Source organism: Coleofasciculus sp. C1-SOL-03 (genome assembly GCF_040220555.1).
GTDB lineage: Bacteria > Cyanobacteriota > Cyanobacteriia > Cyanobacteriales > Coleofasciculaceae > Coleofasciculus.
The window spans coordinates 1-17,885 of sequence record NZ_JAVJUO010000149.1 but is presented as its reverse complement, the minus strand read 5'-3'; the positions used below and the strand labels follow the sequence as shown (position 1 = coordinate 17,885).

The following is a 17,885-nucleotide window of genomic DNA, read 5'->3' as shown; positions in this document are numbered from 1 at the left end:
GAATCAGGCGAATCGGCAAATCCCATTCGTCCTCTTCCCCCTACACCCTACACCCTATACCCTATACCCCATTGAATCAGAGGGGGCGGGTTTAGTCACATCTGGGTGACAAGTAACGATAATGGTAAAACCCGCCCCTACACCCTTCAAAATTAAGAAATTCTTTACAGCCAATCAATTTCATTCGCTTTTTCATCAAGTTGAGTTTGGTTTTGTCCGAGGTCACGATACCAAGCGCCGTACAGATTAATTGGAGTTTTTATTATATCCCCAAAAGAGGCTTTTCCGGCAATAACTTGTCCGCTGGTTATTGGCAATTCTTTGAGCAACCAGCGACTAATTAAATAGAACGATTTTTTTGATGTTAATTTCGGTTGTAACTCGACGCCGTGCAGTTCGTGTAAGTATTTATTGGAACGCCCATAGCGTTGCCATTGGCTGCGAAATTCCTTTAGGTTCGTGCGGTGGCGGTGTTGGACAACGGCGGTTTCGGCAAAGTCGAGTTGCCATTGAGTCTGGCGCTGAATTCGCCAACATATATCTGCATCTCCGCCGGTTGTCATGTAGGGACGGAATAAGCCAACCTCTTGTAAGGCTTGGCGACGAATGGCTAAATTAGCGGTTTGACCGTAGGGATAAAATGGGTGATCTAGAGTGTTTTTTTGGCTTAATGTTCCTTGACGTTCGGCATGTTTTTCGAGCAGGGTTTTACCGGGTAGGGCGGAAATTTCGCCGACAACTAATCCGATTTGGGGATTGGCAAAGGGTTGAACTAAGAGACTCAACCACTGGGGAAGGGGGCGACAATCGGCATCGGTGAAGGCTAGAATTTCACCAGTGGATGCTTTTATGCCTGTATTGCGGGCTGCGTAGGAACTTTGAATCTGGTTCTCAGTCAGGGTGTGAAGCGTGATGCCTTGAGATTTGGCGTCTTGAGCGGCTTGGTGCAGGATGTCAGGAGTGCGATCGCGGCTATTATTGTCTACGAGGAGGTATTCTACCTGATCCTTGGGGTATGTTTGTGAGAAGAGACACTGGATTAAGTCGGGGATGTCGGCTGCACCGTTATAGATGGGGACAACGACGGATACCTTGGGGACAAAAGAGGAATGGGGTTGACTATCGGGAGTGTGAGCAGAACACATGATTTTATCCGAATTTAGCTCAAGGCTGGTCACATTTTATCAAGGGTTTGTCGTCAAATCCATCTCCCCTTGCTCAATACATTCAAATACGAATGACGAATGACGATTCCCGCCGTTGCGTTCCCGTTATAGTTGTGCCATGCTGAATGATATTAATTCTGATTCATCAAATTTATTATAATCTTAACAAGCGTTATCTCTAGAGAATTCAGTTTCTCAATGACGGGAATAGCGATGAGGTAATTTAACCTGAACATTCATGAGGTTTTTAACTGACGACGAACCTATACCTGGAGAGTTATGAGGTTTTATGAGGTTTTTATCTAATTAACGAATAAAATCGATGTGAATTATTCAATCACCCCAAGTATAATTTTATTTTTGTGAGATTTTATGGTTTACATAACCCACATGATCAACGAAACTAATAAATAGGTGTTCCCCACCGATTGATCTGTGAATCTACCAGGGTAAAGCCGCCCAAGCGTGCAGATATACCCGACTCGGTTATAAATTTAGATAATGACAGGGGAAGAACAATGTTTAATTTAACAGGGGTGCTAGTTCACGATTGCGTTGAACGTCTACAAGCTGGCTACCGCCAGACTTACGGAAATTGTCAACCCGATTATACTGAGGTGATCACGGGAGTGGCTCAAGTGGCTCTCGAACAGATTGCCCAGAGTGATGCTCTCTATCACAATGTTGAACATACCATTTTGGTAACCTTAGTCGGACAAGAAATCCTGAGAGGGAAACATATCCTGCACGGGAACGTTTCTCGTCAAGACTGGCTCACGTTAATCGTCTCTTGGTTGTGCCATGACATTGGCTATGTTAAGGGGATTTGCCGAAATGACCAACCTGACCAACGATTGTACGTGATTGGTCTCGATGATATGATGATATCTTTACCTCAGGGCGCAACCGATGCCAGTTTGACATCCTATCATGTTGACCGAGGCAAGCGGTTTGTGGAGGAATATTTTGGCACTCATCCCTTCATTGATTGTACTGCCGTAAAGCGCAATATTGAGTTAACCCGTTTCCCAGTACCTGCTGATGACGCCCATCAAGATACGATGAATTATCCGGGTTTGACTCGTGCGGCTGATTTGATTGGTCAGCTCAGTGATCCGCGTTACTTACAAAAGATTCCTGCATTGTTTGGTGAGTTTGAAGAAAGTGGCGCCAATAAAATTTTAGGCTATCACAATCCAGGTGAATTGCGGCAAAACTACCCCAACTTTTTCTGGAAAGTTGTGTTGCAATACATCCAATCGGCTTTGCAGTATTTAGAGGTAACCGGAACAGGTCAACAGATTATTGCCAATTTGTATGGTAATGTCTTACAGGTTGAACAAGAAAATAGGGTAAGCTCAAGGAAGGTTGCGATATTTGTCTAAATACGACTAAGTAGTTGGACAAAAGAAAACGGTACTGTATTAATTTTTGTAAATTGCTCTCAAATCCTTACTGTTCCCTGTTAAGCAGTTCCCTAAGCTCAACCGTTAACTTTAATTGTGTCCACCCACTTACTTAAGCGATTAACCCGGAGTTTGAACTCCGGGCTAGAATTGTCAAACAGAATTGGTATTAGAATTCAGATGACAGCGTTGCTGATAAATTTGCGCCACCTGATCGGCTGGATTTTGATGCAAACAGGCTTCAAACAAGCGTAGCGCTTCGGCATACGCCTGTTGATTATACAAAGACAACGCTAAAGCAAATCGGTCTTGATTGTCTAACTTAGCCTCTCGAACTTCCGGTAAATCAGCATCAAAGATTTCATAAACTGTGACTAATTCCGACTTACCTTTGACTTTGACATGATCAATCATGCGGATAGCATAATCGTAGGGATTTTGTAGTTGCTTGAATGTATGGTGAGAAATTAATAAGGATACACCATAATTTTTGGTTAACCCTTCCAAACGAGCGGCTAAATTCACCGCATCGCTAATTACCGTGGTATCCATCCGGTTATATCCGCCCACAGTGCCTAACATTAACGTTCCTGTATTAATTCCCATACCCAATTGAATGGCTCGATAATTACAGTTAGCCCGATGTCGATTATATTCCGTTAACTGATGCAACATGGCAATTCCGGCTTTAACCGCATCATCTGCACCGCCACTAAAGAGTGCCATAATCGCATCGCCGATATATTTATCAATGAATCCTTTATTTTTAATAATCGTCGGTTCCATTCGAGATAGATAGGAATTGATGAATTTGAAATTTTCTTCAGGTGTCATCCCTTCCGAAAGCGCAGTGAAGTCGCGAATATCCGAAAATAATACAGACATTTCTTTTTCAACTTGATCGCCCAATTCAACATCGACAATCGTCTCTTTATTTAATAACTGGAGAAATTGACCCGGAACAAAACGAGAGAACGCTTGATTGAGTTGATTGAGATGACCCGTAAACCGGAGGCGTTCGGATTCCGATCGTTGGCGTTCAGTGATGTCGTTCAGCACGACGATAGCGTAGCTAACATTTCCCTTGTCATCAAAGATAGGGGTGCCTAAAACCTCAATCGGTACAATTTTGTCCGGCTGGTGAATTTCTATGCCATCATGGATAGAACTTTTTCCGTTAAGCGCTTGGATAATTGGCTCAAGATTGCCAGGATAGACTTTCTCAGCTTCAGGCGAGTAAATGGGATAAATTTCGGGTAACCGATTGGTAGGATTGGTGGGAATTAGCCCTTGACCAAACAGTTTCTTGGCTGTCTGATTGGCATAATAGGGTATGCTATTGTGATCAACGACAAATACACCGACGGGTATTGCTTCTAAGAATTGAGTGAGCCGACTTTCACTGTCTCGTAATTGATCTTGAGCTTGGAGCCGTTGATTAATTTCGCGATAAATGTGAGAATAGACAAAGACAAGCAGACTTAAATCAAAGGCTAGTCCAATGGAGAAAATCCAAATTGTTGTATGGACTGTACTTTGAGTAGACTGCGATCGCACCTGAAATAATCGTTCTTCCTCTGCCTTCATCTGATGGAATATTTCGCGGATCTGATCCATGAGCAGTTTGCCCTGGTTGGTGTTAACAATTTCTAAAGCTGCGTCTAATCCTTGCTCGTTTCTTAAATGAATGGTTTGCTGAAGTTCGGCAAATTTCTGATTAATTAGGGGAATAGCCCGTTCTAGATTTTTTTGATGATCAGGGTTTTTAGCTGTCAACATTTGTAGCTGTTTGATATCATCTTTGACTTGATCAACGGCTTTTTTATAAGGGTCAAGGTAGCGCGGTTTACCCGTTAACAGATAACCCCGCTGTCCCGTTTCTGCATCGGTAATTTCAGCTAAAACTTTTTCAAGTTTCGTTAATACTTTTTTGGCATGGAGTTCTTTTTGATTCGTGTCTCTTAGGCGAAATGCACTATAATAACCAATTGAGCTGACGAGAATGATAAGGCTGGAGGTTAGTCCAAATCCTAGGATGATTTTTCGTTGTATCGATAGTTTCATCATCAAGGGTAGAGTTTAACGAAAGAAACTCTGATTGGTGTTAAATCTCAAAATACTTATTCAGGTATAATTTATCTCTGTCAGTAATTTAAAATAATAATATTTTTTTACACAGTCAGTTCGGCATGAATTTATTGTTTTCAGATAAAAATCATGCCCCAACTGGGTTATTTATTATTCGTTCAGAGAAATACGTTGCGCTTTTGGGGTCTTAGAATATAACCAGCATTTTACCGAGCTACTCTCGGTTTTGGCAAATGCTGGTTTATTCGTCATTTGTCATTTGTCAGAGAATGAAAACCTGGATAGTCAAAATTCAGCTACTCACCTAGACTTGAGAAATAATCGCACCCTTCAAAATTGCCCCACTGAGATTTGCACCATTGAGATTTGCTTGATTCAGATTGGTATTTCTCAGGTTGGCTCCTTTCAGGTTGGTATAACTGAGATTAGCGCCTGTCAAATCAGCACCACTGAGATTCGCATCCGTTAAATCCGCTCCTTTCAAATTTGCACCTCTAAGATCTGCATTTCTCAAGAAAGCCACCATGAGGTTTGTATCAATCAAAATGGCTTGATTTAGGTTTGTCGTATGACAAATCGCTTCATAGAGATTGGCTCGACTCAGGTTGGCTCGACTCAGGTTGAAGTTTTGCAAGTTATACTCACAGAGGTTTGAGCCACTCAGATCAACTTTACTAAAGTTAAGTTTGAGTGTATTAGCTTGACTTTTGTTTGAGTTTAAGTTAATATTTTTCAGTCGCCACCGATTCCAATTTTCAACGCCTTGTTTGAGGACAACTATATCGTTCGCATTTGCCATTTTGTATGACTCCTCCAAGTTTCAACGTGATCGAATTATGTTTTTTTTAGAATTATCTGAATTATTCAGTCTGGTAAAAATAGGGTTAATTTGGAGTCATAAAAATTGCTGTGATTACTGTTGAATTAAGTAACTAACATTGAGTTCATGCCAAAAATGGGTGATCAAACAAATAGGGGTTTCATTAATCAATGTAACAAAAGTTTAAGACGTTATTCAACTTATCGGATAAGAAGTGCTTGGTCAAAACATAGATGATTTTCTATGGCATAGTTATGAATACCCTTTAAATTCAGGGATTGGGGACTGGATGTAGTAGAAACGCAGCAGGCTAGCGTCTCTATATCTCTCGAGGCTCAAATTAAAGGCGTGTTAAACGGCAGGTGTGATCGCGCTTTGGGTTCCCTGGGTGTCAATTGCCAGCGATCGCGCTTGCACAGAAATCCCCAGGTGTTGCCAAGTCTCAGCCATGGTGGTGGCTACGGTTTCGGCTTGCATCGGATCGACAAGCGCCAACAGAGTCGGACCTGCGCCACTAATCGTTACCCCATACGCCCCCGCTTTTAAAGCGGCGGTTTGCACCGCGTCATATCCTGGAATCAACGCTTGTCGATAGGGTTGATGTAACCTATCCTGGAGGGCAGTGTGTAACCAATCACGGCGTCCCGTTGCCAAGGCGCGGATCAGTAACCCGAAATGGGCAAGATTAAAAATAGCATCCGCCTGACTCAGTTGAGGGGGGAGTACCTGTCGCGCTTGTTGGGTGGAGAGTTCAAAATTGGGAATGGCGACAACCGGAACGATTTGATCATGCCAGGGAATGTCACAAATCTCCCATTCCTTGAGAACCGCATCCCCTCGCACCGCCAGACGACAGCCACCCAATAAAGCGGGAACAACATTATCCGGATGTCCTTCCAGCGCGATCGCTAATTGCATGACTTCGGTTTGACTCAGGGGTTCCCCAGCTAACTGATTCGCGCCAACCAACCCACCCACAATCGCCGTGGCGGAACTTCCTAACCCTCTGGCAAGGGGGACATCTAACTCAATTTTGAGTTGGACGGGTGGAGGTGTATGACCAATATGCTCGTATAATTTCAGAAAAGCCTGGTAAGCCAGATTCGTGTCATCAGTTTTAACTTGTGTCGCCTCCACACCAGACACCCGAATTCTTACCGCCCGTTCCGTTTCCCACGGGGTATCCGAACTCAGGCGCGTAAACGTAAATCGGTTATAGAGGGTCAACGCTGCGCCAATGCAATCAAATCCGGGACCCAAGTTGGCGGTTGTAGCAGGAACGGTGACAGTGACAGGAGAATGGATAGACATTCGTGCGGGATTAAAGGATGCCAATGGGAAATCTTATCAGATTCCCTGGTAGAAGTCATACCTTCGGGGTTGCTAAATAAGTTTTCTTCCCCTGCTTCCAGACGTAGCATGCTACGTCTCTATATTGCTTCCCTTAACCAACTGCCGTCATTCATCCTTTGTAAGGGTTTGAGGATTGTTTACATAACTTAACAGAGTTGAGTGTATTTCTACCCACCTCCTTAAAGTCCAGACTATGAAGCGTATGTAAAACTCATCCTTGGACTTACTCAATATTAATTTATAAGTTTTTCTTATCGTAAAATCCCTAAGACAGCACTCAGTTCAATAATTGTTTGCCTTTTCTTAAGGTTTATCACCCAAACAAGTCACATTTTATTGCATTTTTTAATATTGAGGATATTATAACGCTTTTTTTTTAGAAACCGCTATTATACACGTCATTCTTCTTCACAGAACCTTTATATTAATAAGTTTTTCCGTTTAATCAAAATAGTAAATCTTTGGTAAAGCTACAGATAAATTTAACCTATTCTTTATAGAACGATTTATTCTGGAGATAGATAAATAATGATTTCATTGGCAGGGCGAAAACATGAAACGTCTCGCTAAAACGGTTGCATCAGTTACCATTCTGACAACAGCGACGCTTGGCTATTTCTCCAATAGAGCCGAGGCAATCACATTTACCAATGGGGAAAACTCTATTGAAACGAGCGCTATCAAACAAGGTTCTCTAAGTAAACTAATGTTTGATTTAGCGCCCCTGGCGGTTAATGGAGCTAATTATTCGGGTCAGAATACCTCATTTTTATTACAGACCTACGATAATAACGTGGTCATTGATGCTGTTGCCGCAAGTGACGTAAATTCGCTATTGTCTGATTTACAAGGCTTGGGATTGCAAAATACTTCGACCTTTGGTTCCTTGGTATCAGGAATGCTGCCGATTGAGGCTTTGGCATCGGCGGCACAGTTAGAGAGCTTGAAATTTGCGAAACCCGCCTATAAACCCATCACCAATGTCGGCAGAACCACCAGTCAAGCTAATGCCGCTTTACGTGCAGATATAGCGCGTGAGCAGTTTGGTGTCGATGGTACTGGGGTGACGATTGGAGTTTTATCGGATAGCTTTAATTTTTCTGGTACAGCCGCCGAGGATGTGGCGAGTGGGGATTTGCCATCGGGTATCAACGTGCTGAAAGATTTACCCAATGATGGGAGTTTAGGTGATATCTTTGGTATCGATGAAGGTCGTGCCATGATGCAACTGATCCATGATGTGGCTCCAGGTGCGGATTTGGCGTTTCACACGGCGGCGTTTAATGAAACCGATTTTGCCCAAGGGATTCTGGCACTCGCCGATGCAGGTGCGGACATTATTGTCGATGACATCTTTTACCCCACTGAACCAATGTTCCAGGATGGAGTCATTGCTCAAGCGATTGATACTGTCGTTGATCAGGGTGTTTCCTATTTCTCGGCGGCTGGTAACGATGCTCGACAGTCTTACGAAAGTGCGTTTAATGGAAGTAATCTGTTTGAACCATTAGTCGGCGGTGAATTTCATGATTTTGATTCAGGTGTAGGCGTTGATATTTTCCAAAGTTTGACGATTCCTGAGAATAGCGGATTTGGCATCTCATTTCAGTGGGATTCACCCTTCTTTTCGGTGAGCGGTGGTGCGGGTTCTCTGAATGATCTGGATATTTTCCTGTTTGATGAGTCAGGAACGAATATAGTGGCGAGCAGTGTTAATCAAAATGTGGGGAATGATGCGGTTGAATTGTTCTCGTTTTTCAATGATGGCTCATTAGGAACCGATGCGTTTAACTTAGCGATATCAAAGGTAGAGGGTTTAGATCCTGGATTGATGAAATACATCTTGTTTGGCGAGGGTACGCTGAACGAGTACGATACTGCCAGTGGAACGGTGTTCGGACATCCTAATGCTAGGGGAGCAGAAGCTGTTGGCGCGGCATTTTATCAAGATACACCCGAATTTGGTGTTGATCCAGCTTTATTGGAGCCATTTTCCTCAGCAGGACCCACGCCGATTTTGTTTGATACGGCGGGTAATCGCTTGGCAAATCCGGAAATTCGCTTGAAGCCAGAGATTATTGCGGTTGACGGAACGAATACAACTTTTTTCCCACCTCCTTTCTTAGATCCTAGAGATCCCGAAGGTGATGGGTTTCCCAACTTCTTTGGTACGTCGGCGGCGGCTCCCCATGCGGCGGCTGTGGCGGCTTTAATGTTGGACGCGGCGCCGGATACGAGTCCAAGTGAAATTTATCGTATATTGGAAACGACTGCTTTGGATATGGAGAGTCCTGGCTTTGACTTTGACAGTGGTTTCGGGTTAATTCAAGCTGATCGCGCTGTAGCGGCTACTGTTCCGGAACCGGGTTCGGTGTTAGGGTTGTTGGTATTCGGTGCTGTGGGGATAGGTGTTCGATTATTAGGGAAGAAGCTTGATTGACCTGAGGGGGTGACAAGCTCGCGTCAAAGGTAGGCAGGGTGTGGGGTATGGGGTGTGGGGTGTGGGGAAAATATTAGAGAAACACTTTCATCCCATAAGATCACAATGCTGACTGGAGCGTGCCATTGGAGTTAAAACGGGGTCAATCATGCGCCTACTACAAATCCCTCTAATCACGTTTATTTTTTGCCTACTCGTCAGTTGCGAGAACAACTCTCCAAACCCAACAGATACCTCTTCTGTGTCTTCTCAAGATGCACCATCGGCGCAGCCATCATCCCCTGACACCTCACCTGGCGAAAGTCCTACTGTTGATCCGTCTAAATCCACTCAATCGGCTCAAACCCAACGGATATCTGCAAAGGGGATTGGAGTGGCGCAAGTGGGGATGACGCTGGGTGAACTGAAAGAATTGCTGGGAGATCAAGCTGAGTTTCAGGTTACGTCACCATTCATGGTCGATTTTGATGCGATCGCGATCGTTCAAGAGGGTAAACCCCAATACTACATCTTGTATCCGGCGGGAATACCGATGAGTGATGACGACATCATTGAGGCGCTAGTGACAGACAATCCCAATTATCAAACGGCTGACGGTGTTGGACCTGGAACCCCCCTCAAGCAAGCAGAAGAGGTTTACGGAGAGGCGACTCTGACCTATCACACTGTTAACGAGTCACGGGAATACGTCAAGTTTGCCCAACATCCGTCTCCTGACGTAACGTTTCGGCTTGGTGCTGCGAATGATGATAGTTTTGCTGGGGTCTATCCCTCGCCCCAAAAGGAATTTAACCAGACGAAGGAGTATAAGGATACGGCGACGATTCGTTTTGTCGAAGTGTATTGTGGAAAGGATTGTCCCGTACAACCTCTGCCCAATTGACGGATAACCCAGAAAAAATCCCTGTTAGTTGCCCGGAATCGTTCCGGGCTTTTTCGTTGGGGCATGGGTTGTGCGATCGCGCTTGAATCGTCCTATCCATAAGCTTTTGAGCCAAGTCCAAAAATTTTTTCGCCCAAACCCTTGACAAGTTTGTAGTATACTTGTAGTATAAACTTAAGAGCGAAGGGGAAAGAGCCAAACAGCTTGACTCCAAACGCTCATACCGAACCTTGAAAACTGAATATGTAACACATTTTTTCATTAATGTGGGGGCGTAGCTCAATGGCTAGAGCAAAGACCTGTCGAGTCTGAGGTTGCGAGTTCAAATCTCGTCGCTCCCGCTATCTGGCTCCATCGTCTAGTGGACAAGGATCTCTGATTTTCGCTCAGAAGACACGGGTTCAAATCCCGTTGGGGCTATGACATTGATGAATCAGGTCAAGTTGTCAAGGGGTTGAAGGGAATACTGACAGCTCCGAACTTGACCTTTAAAAGAAGCAGATTATTTGAGGAAGGGGAGTATAGCTCAACTGGCAGAGCATACGGCTTTTAACCGTCTGGTTGCGGGTTCAAGTCCTGCTGCTCCCACTCAATTTTTGGGAGTATAGCTCAGTCGGCAGAGCAGCACCCTCATAAGATGCCAGTCGCAGGTTCGATCCCTGCTACTCCTACTGCTCCAGCCTCATCGTCTAGTGGTTAGGACGCTGCCCCCTCAAGGCAGAAAGAGGAGTTCAAGTCTCCTTGGGGCTATCTGGAGAGGTGGCTGAATTGGTGAAAGCACTTCCCTGCTAAGGAAGCATGGGGCAACTCATTGCAGCTACTCTTCGAGAACGCTCCGCGAACGACTCCTGTCCTCTCCGCTTTGTGTAGTATATCGAACCAGACATACTACATATCCTGGGTCGGCTCGCCTATTAGGGTGGGCAAGTGTCTGTAAAACACCCGCTTATATGCATTGCAGGTGCGAATCCTGCCCGACCCATTGAATTTTGGATTCAAAGTTCAAATCGAATGTAGGGATAGTGTAACGGCAACATCTCGGTCTCCAAAACCGATGATCTGAGTTCAAATCTCAGTCCCTGCGCCAATCAAACATTTCCCCTGGTAGCTCAGTTGGGTAGAGCGCTTGCCTGAAAAGCAAGAGGTCGTCAGTTCAATACTGACCTGGGGGACTGGCATTGCCCTATAGCTCAATGGTAGAGCGACGCGCTGTTAACGCGGGGGTTGTAGGTTCGAGTCCTACTGGGGCAGCCATTTATTGCCCTGTGGTGTAACTGGCAGCATATCTGACTTTGACTCAGACGGTCTAGGTTCAAACCCTGGCGGGGCAGCCAAATGATGCTCTTGTAGCCCAACTTAATGTGGGTTCAAATTCCACGCCTGAGTACCACAACTTGCTCCTGTGGCGGAATTGGCAGACGCGATCGGCTTAAACCCGATTTCTTGAAATTGTGGGTTCGACTCCCACCGGGAGCATAACGGGATGTAATTCAGTGGCGAGAAGCCATGCTTTGGGAGCATGGAGTCGCAGCTACTCTTCGAGAACGCTTTGCGAACAAATCCTGCCATCCCGATATACCCCTGTAACCCAATTGGAAGAGGTACTAGGCTAAGAACCTAGTCGTTGCTGGTTCGAGTCCAGTCAGGGGTATGGGTGATACGCTCCCGATGAAGCAAGAGTGGCTTGCTAGGCTCATATCCTGGATATCAGCAGGTGCAACTCCTGCCCCCGCCACCAAAATGCAGGTGTGGTGTAATGGCTAGCATAGAAGCGTCGTATCCTTCCGATGCGAGTTCGACTCTCGCCACCTGCTTGTCACTATGCTGGAGGTTTTGTTTGTCAGATTAAGGAGGTGTAGAAATGACGACGATGACGGTAACTGATGCTTTGGCAGAATTAACACTGTTGGAAAAACGGATTGATTCGGCACGAGCGAATTTAGACAATAATACGTTAATTGCTGTTGTGGAAGTCGGCAAAGTGCCAACAGGCTATAAATCAAGAGAAGACCATGCCTCTAAAGCACGCGCGGCTTTACAACGAGTTGATGCTTTAATTGACAGACGACGCACGATTAAACGAGCTGTTGTTTTGTCAAATGCCTCCACCATGGTTTCCGTCGCGGGTCAAGAAATGACGGTGGCTGAAGCCATCGAGATGAAGAATTTCATCTTGTACTATGAGACGGTTTTTCACACGATGGTGTCGGCGTATACTCACACTAAAAATGAGTACAAAGCTGCTCAAACACGAGTGAAGGATCGACTGGATAAGTTAGCTAAGGAGGTGTTGGGTAAAAATGCGTCATCTGAAAAATATCAATCTCTGGCGGATAGCTTCTTAGAGCGAGAAGGTGTCGAACTGCTCGATCCCACTAATCTGGCAGAAGAAATTGAGAGACGGCAAGCGTTTGTTGAAGAGTTTAAATCAACGGTTGACCGGGTACTGTCAATTAGCAATGCCCGCACCATGATTGAAATTCCCGACTAAACTAGAAGTGCTGGTCACTCGAAAGTCTCTAAATTTATGGTATTAGATGGATAGCTCAATGGCGTAGAGCACATGCTAGTAGAAGCATGAGGTGTCGATTCGCAACCGACTCCATCTTCCACTACCTTTAAAGCTTAACGCTCAACGCTTAACGCTTAAACTTCAATCGTTAAAGGTTAGACAATTAACTCTCAAACCATAAAGGTTAACGATCGATAAAATCCAGGGTGTTGGTTGTAGGTTCCATAAAACCTTGAGGTCCCCACCTGGCTGAGTGGTCAGCATTTCATTCTTAATTTGGGTTAATTTCCCCGTTTGGATAGCTCCTTAAGCCCTCAACTAAAGTTGGGGCTAAAAGCTTAAACCCGTTGAAACGGGTTCAAAGGCTTCCCCGGTAAGTTCGATTCTTACTTTGGCTTTGACGCGGAAATTTATGATCCTGTTGGTTAATTAATTAGGGTCTGCTGAATACAGCAGTTTGCTCTGCTACGCGGTACATTTTCGATCCCCCTAAATCCCCCTTAAAAAGGGGGACTTTGATCTACTGTACTTTATTACAGCGCAAAGCGCTGTAAGTGGTGAGGTGAGGGGAAGATGGGTAGAGATGCTGCTTTTAGGCTTGCATTGCAAGGTTTTTGACCGTTTAGGCATAAAAACTTTGCACTTGTTGGGGCAAAAAATGGCTTGAAACCCTTGTGTGGTATACCATCTACACTCATGCAGCATGGTTTCTCCCATGGAACAAAAAGCGAAGCAACATCTGGTCTCCCCCGTGCAATAAAAGCGAAGCATCCTCTGGCTTCCCCCTTTTGAAGGGGGACGGGAGGGGGATCAAAAGGGGGACGGGAAGGGGATCTAAAATTGTTAGTTTCTATTCCCATTCTCGCCACTGGTTCGCCCAGTTTTGGAAAATGCCCAAAATTTGTTCCCGTCGCTGTTCAAAGTTAGCGGCAATGCTAATAAAAATGATGCCAGCGATTAAGCCAATGACCCATTTGGAAAAGGGATAGCGAAAACTTAACACAACTAACTGGTAAAATACCGTTAGAATAAATGTGGCTGTGCCAACCATTAAAAATGCTCGAATTCGCAGTCCTAATCCAGCAAATATAGCAATCATGCTAATGATTCCCGGAATCAGTCCAGTCTCTTGATGGAAAAAGAACGCGGTTAAACAAATGATGCTACTACCCAGTAAGCGGAGATAATGACGAGTTTGTCGTTGTCGTGGACGTCTTAATTCTGGGTCAATTTGGGCAATGTAGAGGCAAGAGCCGCCAATTAGGGCAGCATACCACAACGGTTCAGTGATCTGTTGCTCGACGAAAACTCGCCAGATTGCCCAATCAACAAAAAATAGACTCAAATAGGTCCAGCGTAAATTAGACTGGCGGTTGGCAACCCAGGCATAAAACCCGGCAATTGCCAGTAAATTTATTGAAGATAGGGTTTGATAATTGAGGCAAACGGTTAGCAAAGGAGAGATGATGGCGTAATGTTGCCAAGGTTTATCATTCCATCCCCAGCGTCGCCAGGGTAGTTGAAAAAGCGCGATCGCGAATAAACAAGCTATTACCCCTCTCCAGGGGTCAAATATACTCAACTGTGTCCATGTCAAACGCGCATAAACACCTGTGGCGGCGACTTCGGTTAATCCGGCGTATATCCAGAGGTTAGATGATGAGGAAGATGGGGGAGATGGGGGAGATGAGGGAGATGGGGAAGATGAGGAAGATAACTGGCGTTTTTGTTTTGTACGCCCTTGTAATAAGGCGTAAATAGCTAGTCCCCAACTGATGGCAAGTCCGATGGTTCTCAGATTTGGTGTGGTTAACACCGACATTCCCGCCGTTACCACCATCAGGAAACTGGCAATTGCCCAGTGAATGTGGGCGGTGATTTTAATTTCAGTGATACTAAGGTTGAGAACTCTGGAACGATCGCGCGATTGCCAAAACCAAGCCAACACTCGATAAATAACCGCGATCGCAGCCGCTACACCCCCTAGAATGGTAAAGCCATCCGCCGAATTTCCCCCATCGGCTTGCATCATCTGGTAAATCACCAGTTCATACCAAGCAATAGAAATCCCCGCTAGGGAAAGATAGGTGATCCCTTTCCAGGGAAGACGGCGACGCCCTACGCCTATTCCGGTTAATGCTGCACCGAGGGTGAGTAACCCGGTATAAGGGGTGAAATACGTCCAGCGTAAACTAATGCCAATTAGGGCATAAATTAAGGGTAAACTCTCCAGTGCATTTCTAGCGCCTACCTCTTCCTCGGTGTTTCCCTCTAAACGGGCAAACCACCAATCGGTGAGGAATAGTATCACAAGTGCCAAGATAATATTGGCGGTAGCTAAGGTTAAGGTTGAACCATTTCGTAACAGAATCGTATCCGCGATCGCTAATTCGATTGCCCAACTGATGCCATAGACACCAAATTCTGTAAATGATCGCCAACAGCGAAACCAAATCGCACCGCCAATTAACACTGATGCGGCTAGGTAATGCCAACTGGATGGAATTAGTTCGACGTAACTCTGGGTACTGTGCAGCGTCAGAAAGCCTAATTCTGTACAAGACAAGGCAATTGCCCATCCATCCGAGGCTTGGGCGTACAACGAAGCTAAATCGCCAGACTGGGGAATTAAGCTAGCCCGTAGCAGCCATAATCCGAAAATCGCGATCGCACCAACCAAATACCAATCGGCGGCGGATAGAGTTGGTAATCCAGGAATTCCTTGCCATAGCCATGCACCAAAAAAGCTGAGGGCAAAACCAATCGTAATGACGGCGGCTACCGTTTGGCGTAAATAGCGACTATTCAGGAACATTAACACTGTGGCAACCCCTAAGCCAATCAGCCGACTCTGCGGTGAGGCTAGGGTTAGCCCTTGTACTAAAAATAAAGCGATCGCACTCCACGAAGCAGCCTGAATGCGCCGCGATCGCTGAGTCAGACTGGCAACTCCAGTTAAGGTTAATGGGGTGAGTAACCATAAAAGTCCCCAAGGGTGCGTGGGAAAGGAAATCAAATAGGTAACACTTTCCCCAGCCAGTAACACATAACTGATTCCAGCGAGGACAAAACCAATGTGCCAACAACTGCGATACCAACTCTGTTGGGGGACAGGAGATGGGAAATTTGTTGCTGCTGTTTGTCCTCTGTTCCTTCTGCCCTCTGCCCTCTGCCCTCTGCCTCCTGTCTCCTGCCTTCTGAAAGGTTCCTGCCTTGTACTCAGACTCCATTCTGCCACCATTAACGCCAACAATAGACTTGCCCATCGGGATTCACTGAGAGTTGGAAACCATCCATCGATAAACGAACAGAGGGTTAATAATCCGGCGATATGGGTGAGATAAACCAGAGGAATTCGCAGCGGAGGGCGGCGATGAGTAACAATAGCAAGGGTGATAGTAGAGAGTAAAAGATTGAGCGATCGCGCCGTCGGATTCAGGCTACTGATTACCGTTAACATCACACCCAATCCTAATGTGAGTCCTTCCCCAAACCGGGCTAATTTAGGGTTCGACTTCCGATATAGCCAATCGGTCAAACCTACCCAGAGAATAATGTAGGGAAATAGGACGACACCCCAACAGGCTTCCACGTTTGAACCCACCTGTTGAGAGAGGAAACTGATTACCTCCTCTTGTACCGCCAAAGGGATTAATCGCCATAGTAAAAACAGCGTTTGCAAGCCAATCAAAAAGATGGCAGCTAAATCCAGACGCCGCCGAGAATACTGTAAGCGCTGGGCGAAAAACCCAATCGCCAACCCGCTAACCGCCGTGGCTTGCCAAGGAATGTCTTCTCCTACCGAAACCAACCAACCGATCAACAGTAACCCACCACCAATTCCATCCCAGACTTTTGTACTAAAGGAGGAAACAGACTCTCGTGAGACGGCTGGAGGTTTTCCCTGTCGCGCCAACAACCAACCACAAATTCCCATTGCCAAACCGAGTTGGGTAATTGGCACATTCATCACGAAAATTGCCCGTCCTAATAACACCGTGAGGGCATAAATCACCACTAAACTACCCGTGGGTGGATTATTCGGCAAAGATGGAGAAGCGCGAGGGGTTGCAGCGGCGGCGGGGAGAAAAATCGCAGTTCCGATGACACCTAAATAAACAGCAACTAATGGAACCTGTGACCAATTCCAACCCCAGTGTAGATAACTTAACCATAAAATTAGAGAAGCGCGGGAGGTAAGCCGGAATGAGTTGGTTTGGATAGACGAATTGATAACCGTAATTCCCGTTAAACTTAACGCCGCCACCCCAACAACAATCCATTCCCAGGGATGACGCCATAACCCAAAACCATCTATTGCCCAAAAATTAACCGGGACTAAAAGTAAGGCAATCAGTTGTAAGGTTTGAGAGGTTAATTTCAAATTAGAACGTTTTCCCGCCCACAGGCTAATTCCCCAAAAGACAATGGTATAGGTCCATAACACACCATACTGTCCCGCTGGCGGAAAATTCTGCCATTGAGTCGCGGCGAGGACACCGGAGGAGACAACAACCAGAAAGACACCTAGAAACAGCAGCCAGCGTACACTCAGTTCCTCTTGCCATGACTGCCAGATGCGGGATACAGGCGACACTGTAGCAACGGGTTCCTCGACCTTGGGTTCCACCTTTCGGGATGGGGGGCGAGAGGGCAGAGGCGCAATCGCTGGTTCAGGGAGGCGACAAGATAGATAGATTCGACCGAGTTGCTTAACTTGGGCATCACTGATTAAACCCAAGCGCAACCAAGTATCTAGACCTTCGAGTAACTTGGGATTGGAGGCAGAAACAGTGAGTTCAATTCTCACAGGGCGTAGCGAGGACATAGTTTTCGGGGGAGTAAGTCAACTTATGCCCTGAACTAAAGTTCGGGCTAAAAGCTAAAACCCGTTAAAACGGGTTCAAAGCCTTTCATGTAGTAAGCTTTAGCTTACTTGAGCTTTAAGCAGGAAATTTATTTCCTGGCGTCCAAGTTTGCTTAAGGAGGACGCCGTTCACCTTAAGTTGATACTAATGCAAGATTAATTAATTCTAGCATCAGATTTTCCAGTTGATGATTGATGACTCAGGGCGGGTTTTGTTTTTCCGTTAGTGGTGAGGGCGGGTTTTGTTTTTCCGTTAGTGGTGACCATCTAATTGAGTCCCTAAACCCGCCCCTACAATTGGTTTTGTTTTTCCGTTAGAGGTGAGGGCGGGTTTTGTGGTACCGTTAGAG

The 17,885-nt window shown here is 45.6% G+C and carries 9 protein-coding genes and 15 tRNA genes; 19 read left to right on the top strand and 5 right to left on the bottom strand.

Annotated features, from left to right (window positions below):
* Window positions 1-164: 164 nt before the first annotated feature.
* Window positions 165-1,145, bottom strand: a complete 981-nt coding sequence (locus tag RIE73_RS23985; protein WP_446403572.1) for a glycosyltransferase — start codon at window positions 1,143-1,145, stop codon at window positions 165-167.
* Between the two features lie 539 nt (window positions 1,146-1,684).
* Here RIE73_RS23985 and RIE73_RS23980 point away from each other — a divergent pair.
* The gene (locus tag RIE73_RS23980; RefSeq protein WP_446403571.1) at window positions 1,685-2,551 is read left to right on the top strand and encodes an Npun_R2479 family HD domain-containing metalloprotein; all 867 of its coding nucleotides are present in this window, start codon (window positions 1,685-1,687) and stop codon (window positions 2,549-2,551) included.
* 174 nt (window positions 2,552-2,725) lie between these two features.
* On the opposite strand, the gene RIE73_RS23975 is transcribed toward RIE73_RS23980, so the two are convergent.
* From RIE73_RS23975 to thrB, 3 genes are all read right to left on the bottom strand, one after another.
* Window positions 2,726-4,639: a CHASE3 domain-containing protein gene (locus tag RIE73_RS23975; RefSeq protein ID WP_446403570.1), complete on the bottom strand. Its 1,914-nt coding sequence runs from the start codon at window positions 4,637-4,639 to the stop codon at window positions 2,726-2,728.
* Between the two features lie 325 nt (window positions 4,640-4,964).
* Window positions 4,965-5,459: a pentapeptide repeat-containing protein gene (locus RIE73_RS23970; protein WP_446403569.1), complete on the bottom strand. Its 495-nt coding sequence runs from the start codon at window positions 5,457-5,459 to the stop codon at window positions 4,965-4,967.
* A gap of 372 nt (window positions 5,460-5,831) precedes the next feature.
* The gene (gene thrB / locus RIE73_RS23965) at window positions 5,832-6,791 is read right to left on the bottom strand and encodes a homoserine kinase (RefSeq protein WP_446403568.1); all 960 of its coding nucleotides are present in this window, start codon (window positions 6,789-6,791) and stop codon (window positions 5,832-5,834) included.
* 595 nt (window positions 6,792-7,386) lie between these two features.
* Here thrB and RIE73_RS23960 point away from each other — a divergent pair.
* From RIE73_RS23960 to RIE73_RS23875, 18 genes are all read left to right on the top strand, one after another.
* Window positions 7,387-9,273 carry a S8 family peptidase gene (locus tag RIE73_RS23960; protein WP_446403567.1) on the top strand — a complete coding sequence of 629 codons (1,887 nt, stop codon included), beginning with the start codon at window positions 7,387-7,389 and terminating at the stop codon, window positions 9,271-9,273.
* Between the two features lie 241 nt (window positions 9,274-9,514).
* Window positions 9,515-10,156, top strand: a complete 642-nt coding sequence (locus tag RIE73_RS23955; protein ID WP_446403566.1) for a hypothetical protein — start codon at window positions 9,515-9,517, stop codon at window positions 10,154-10,156.
* A 268-nt stretch (window positions 10,157-10,424) separates the two neighbouring features.
* Window positions 10,425-10,497 (top strand) — tRNA-Asp (locus RIE73_RS23950).
* A 6-nt stretch (window positions 10,498-10,503) separates the two neighbouring features.
* A tRNA-Glu gene (locus RIE73_RS23945) sits at window positions 10,504-10,576 on the top strand.
* 95 nt (window positions 10,577-10,671) lie between these two features.
* Window positions 10,672-10,744 (top strand) — tRNA-Lys (locus tag RIE73_RS23940).
* A gap of 10 nt (window positions 10,745-10,754) precedes the next feature.
* A tRNA-Met gene (locus tag RIE73_RS23935) sits at window positions 10,755-10,827 on the top strand.
* Window positions 10,828-10,834: 7 nt separating this feature from the next.
* Window positions 10,835-10,906, top strand: a tRNA-Glu gene (locus RIE73_RS23930).
* 3 nt (window positions 10,907-10,909) lie between these two features.
* Window positions 10,910-11,016: transfer RNA gene (locus tag RIE73_RS23925), tRNA-Ser, on the top strand.
* A 39-nt stretch (window positions 11,017-11,055) separates the two neighbouring features.
* Window positions 11,056-11,138: transfer RNA gene (locus RIE73_RS23920), tRNA-Tyr, on the top strand.
* Between the two features lie 31 nt (window positions 11,139-11,169).
* Window positions 11,170-11,243 (top strand) — tRNA-Trp (locus tag RIE73_RS23915).
* An 11-nt stretch (window positions 11,244-11,254) separates the two neighbouring features.
* A tRNA-Phe gene (locus RIE73_RS23910) sits at window positions 11,255-11,328 on the top strand.
* 7 nt (window positions 11,329-11,335) lie between these two features.
* A tRNA-Asn gene (locus RIE73_RS23905) sits at window positions 11,336-11,410 on the top strand.
* Between the two features lie 5 nt (window positions 11,411-11,415).
* A tRNA-Gln gene (locus tag RIE73_RS23900) sits at window positions 11,416-11,490 on the top strand.
* A gap of 62 nt (window positions 11,491-11,552) precedes the next feature.
* A tRNA-Leu gene (locus RIE73_RS23895) sits at window positions 11,553-11,632 on the top strand.
* Between the two features lie 101 nt (window positions 11,633-11,733).
* Window positions 11,734-11,807, top strand: a tRNA-Leu gene (locus RIE73_RS23890).
* Window positions 11,808-11,898: 91 nt separating this feature from the next.
* Window positions 11,899-11,970 (top strand) — tRNA-Thr (locus RIE73_RS23885).
* A 47-nt stretch (window positions 11,971-12,017) separates the two neighbouring features.
* Entirely contained in the window at window positions 12,018-12,647 is a 630-nt protein-coding gene (locus RIE73_RS23880) for a hypothetical protein (RefSeq protein ID WP_446403565.1), read from the top strand.
* 44 nt (window positions 12,648-12,691) lie between these two features.
* Window positions 12,692-12,768 (top strand) — tRNA-Tyr (locus RIE73_RS23875).
* A gap of 750 nt (window positions 12,769-13,518) precedes the next feature.
* Here RIE73_RS23875 and RIE73_RS23870 read toward each other — a convergent pair.
* Window positions 13,519-17,496: a DUF2157 domain-containing protein gene (locus RIE73_RS23870; RefSeq protein ID WP_446403564.1), complete on the bottom strand. Its 3,978-nt coding sequence runs from the start codon at window positions 17,494-17,496 to the stop codon at window positions 13,519-13,521.
* Between the last annotated feature and the right edge of the window lie 389 nt (window positions 17,497-17,885).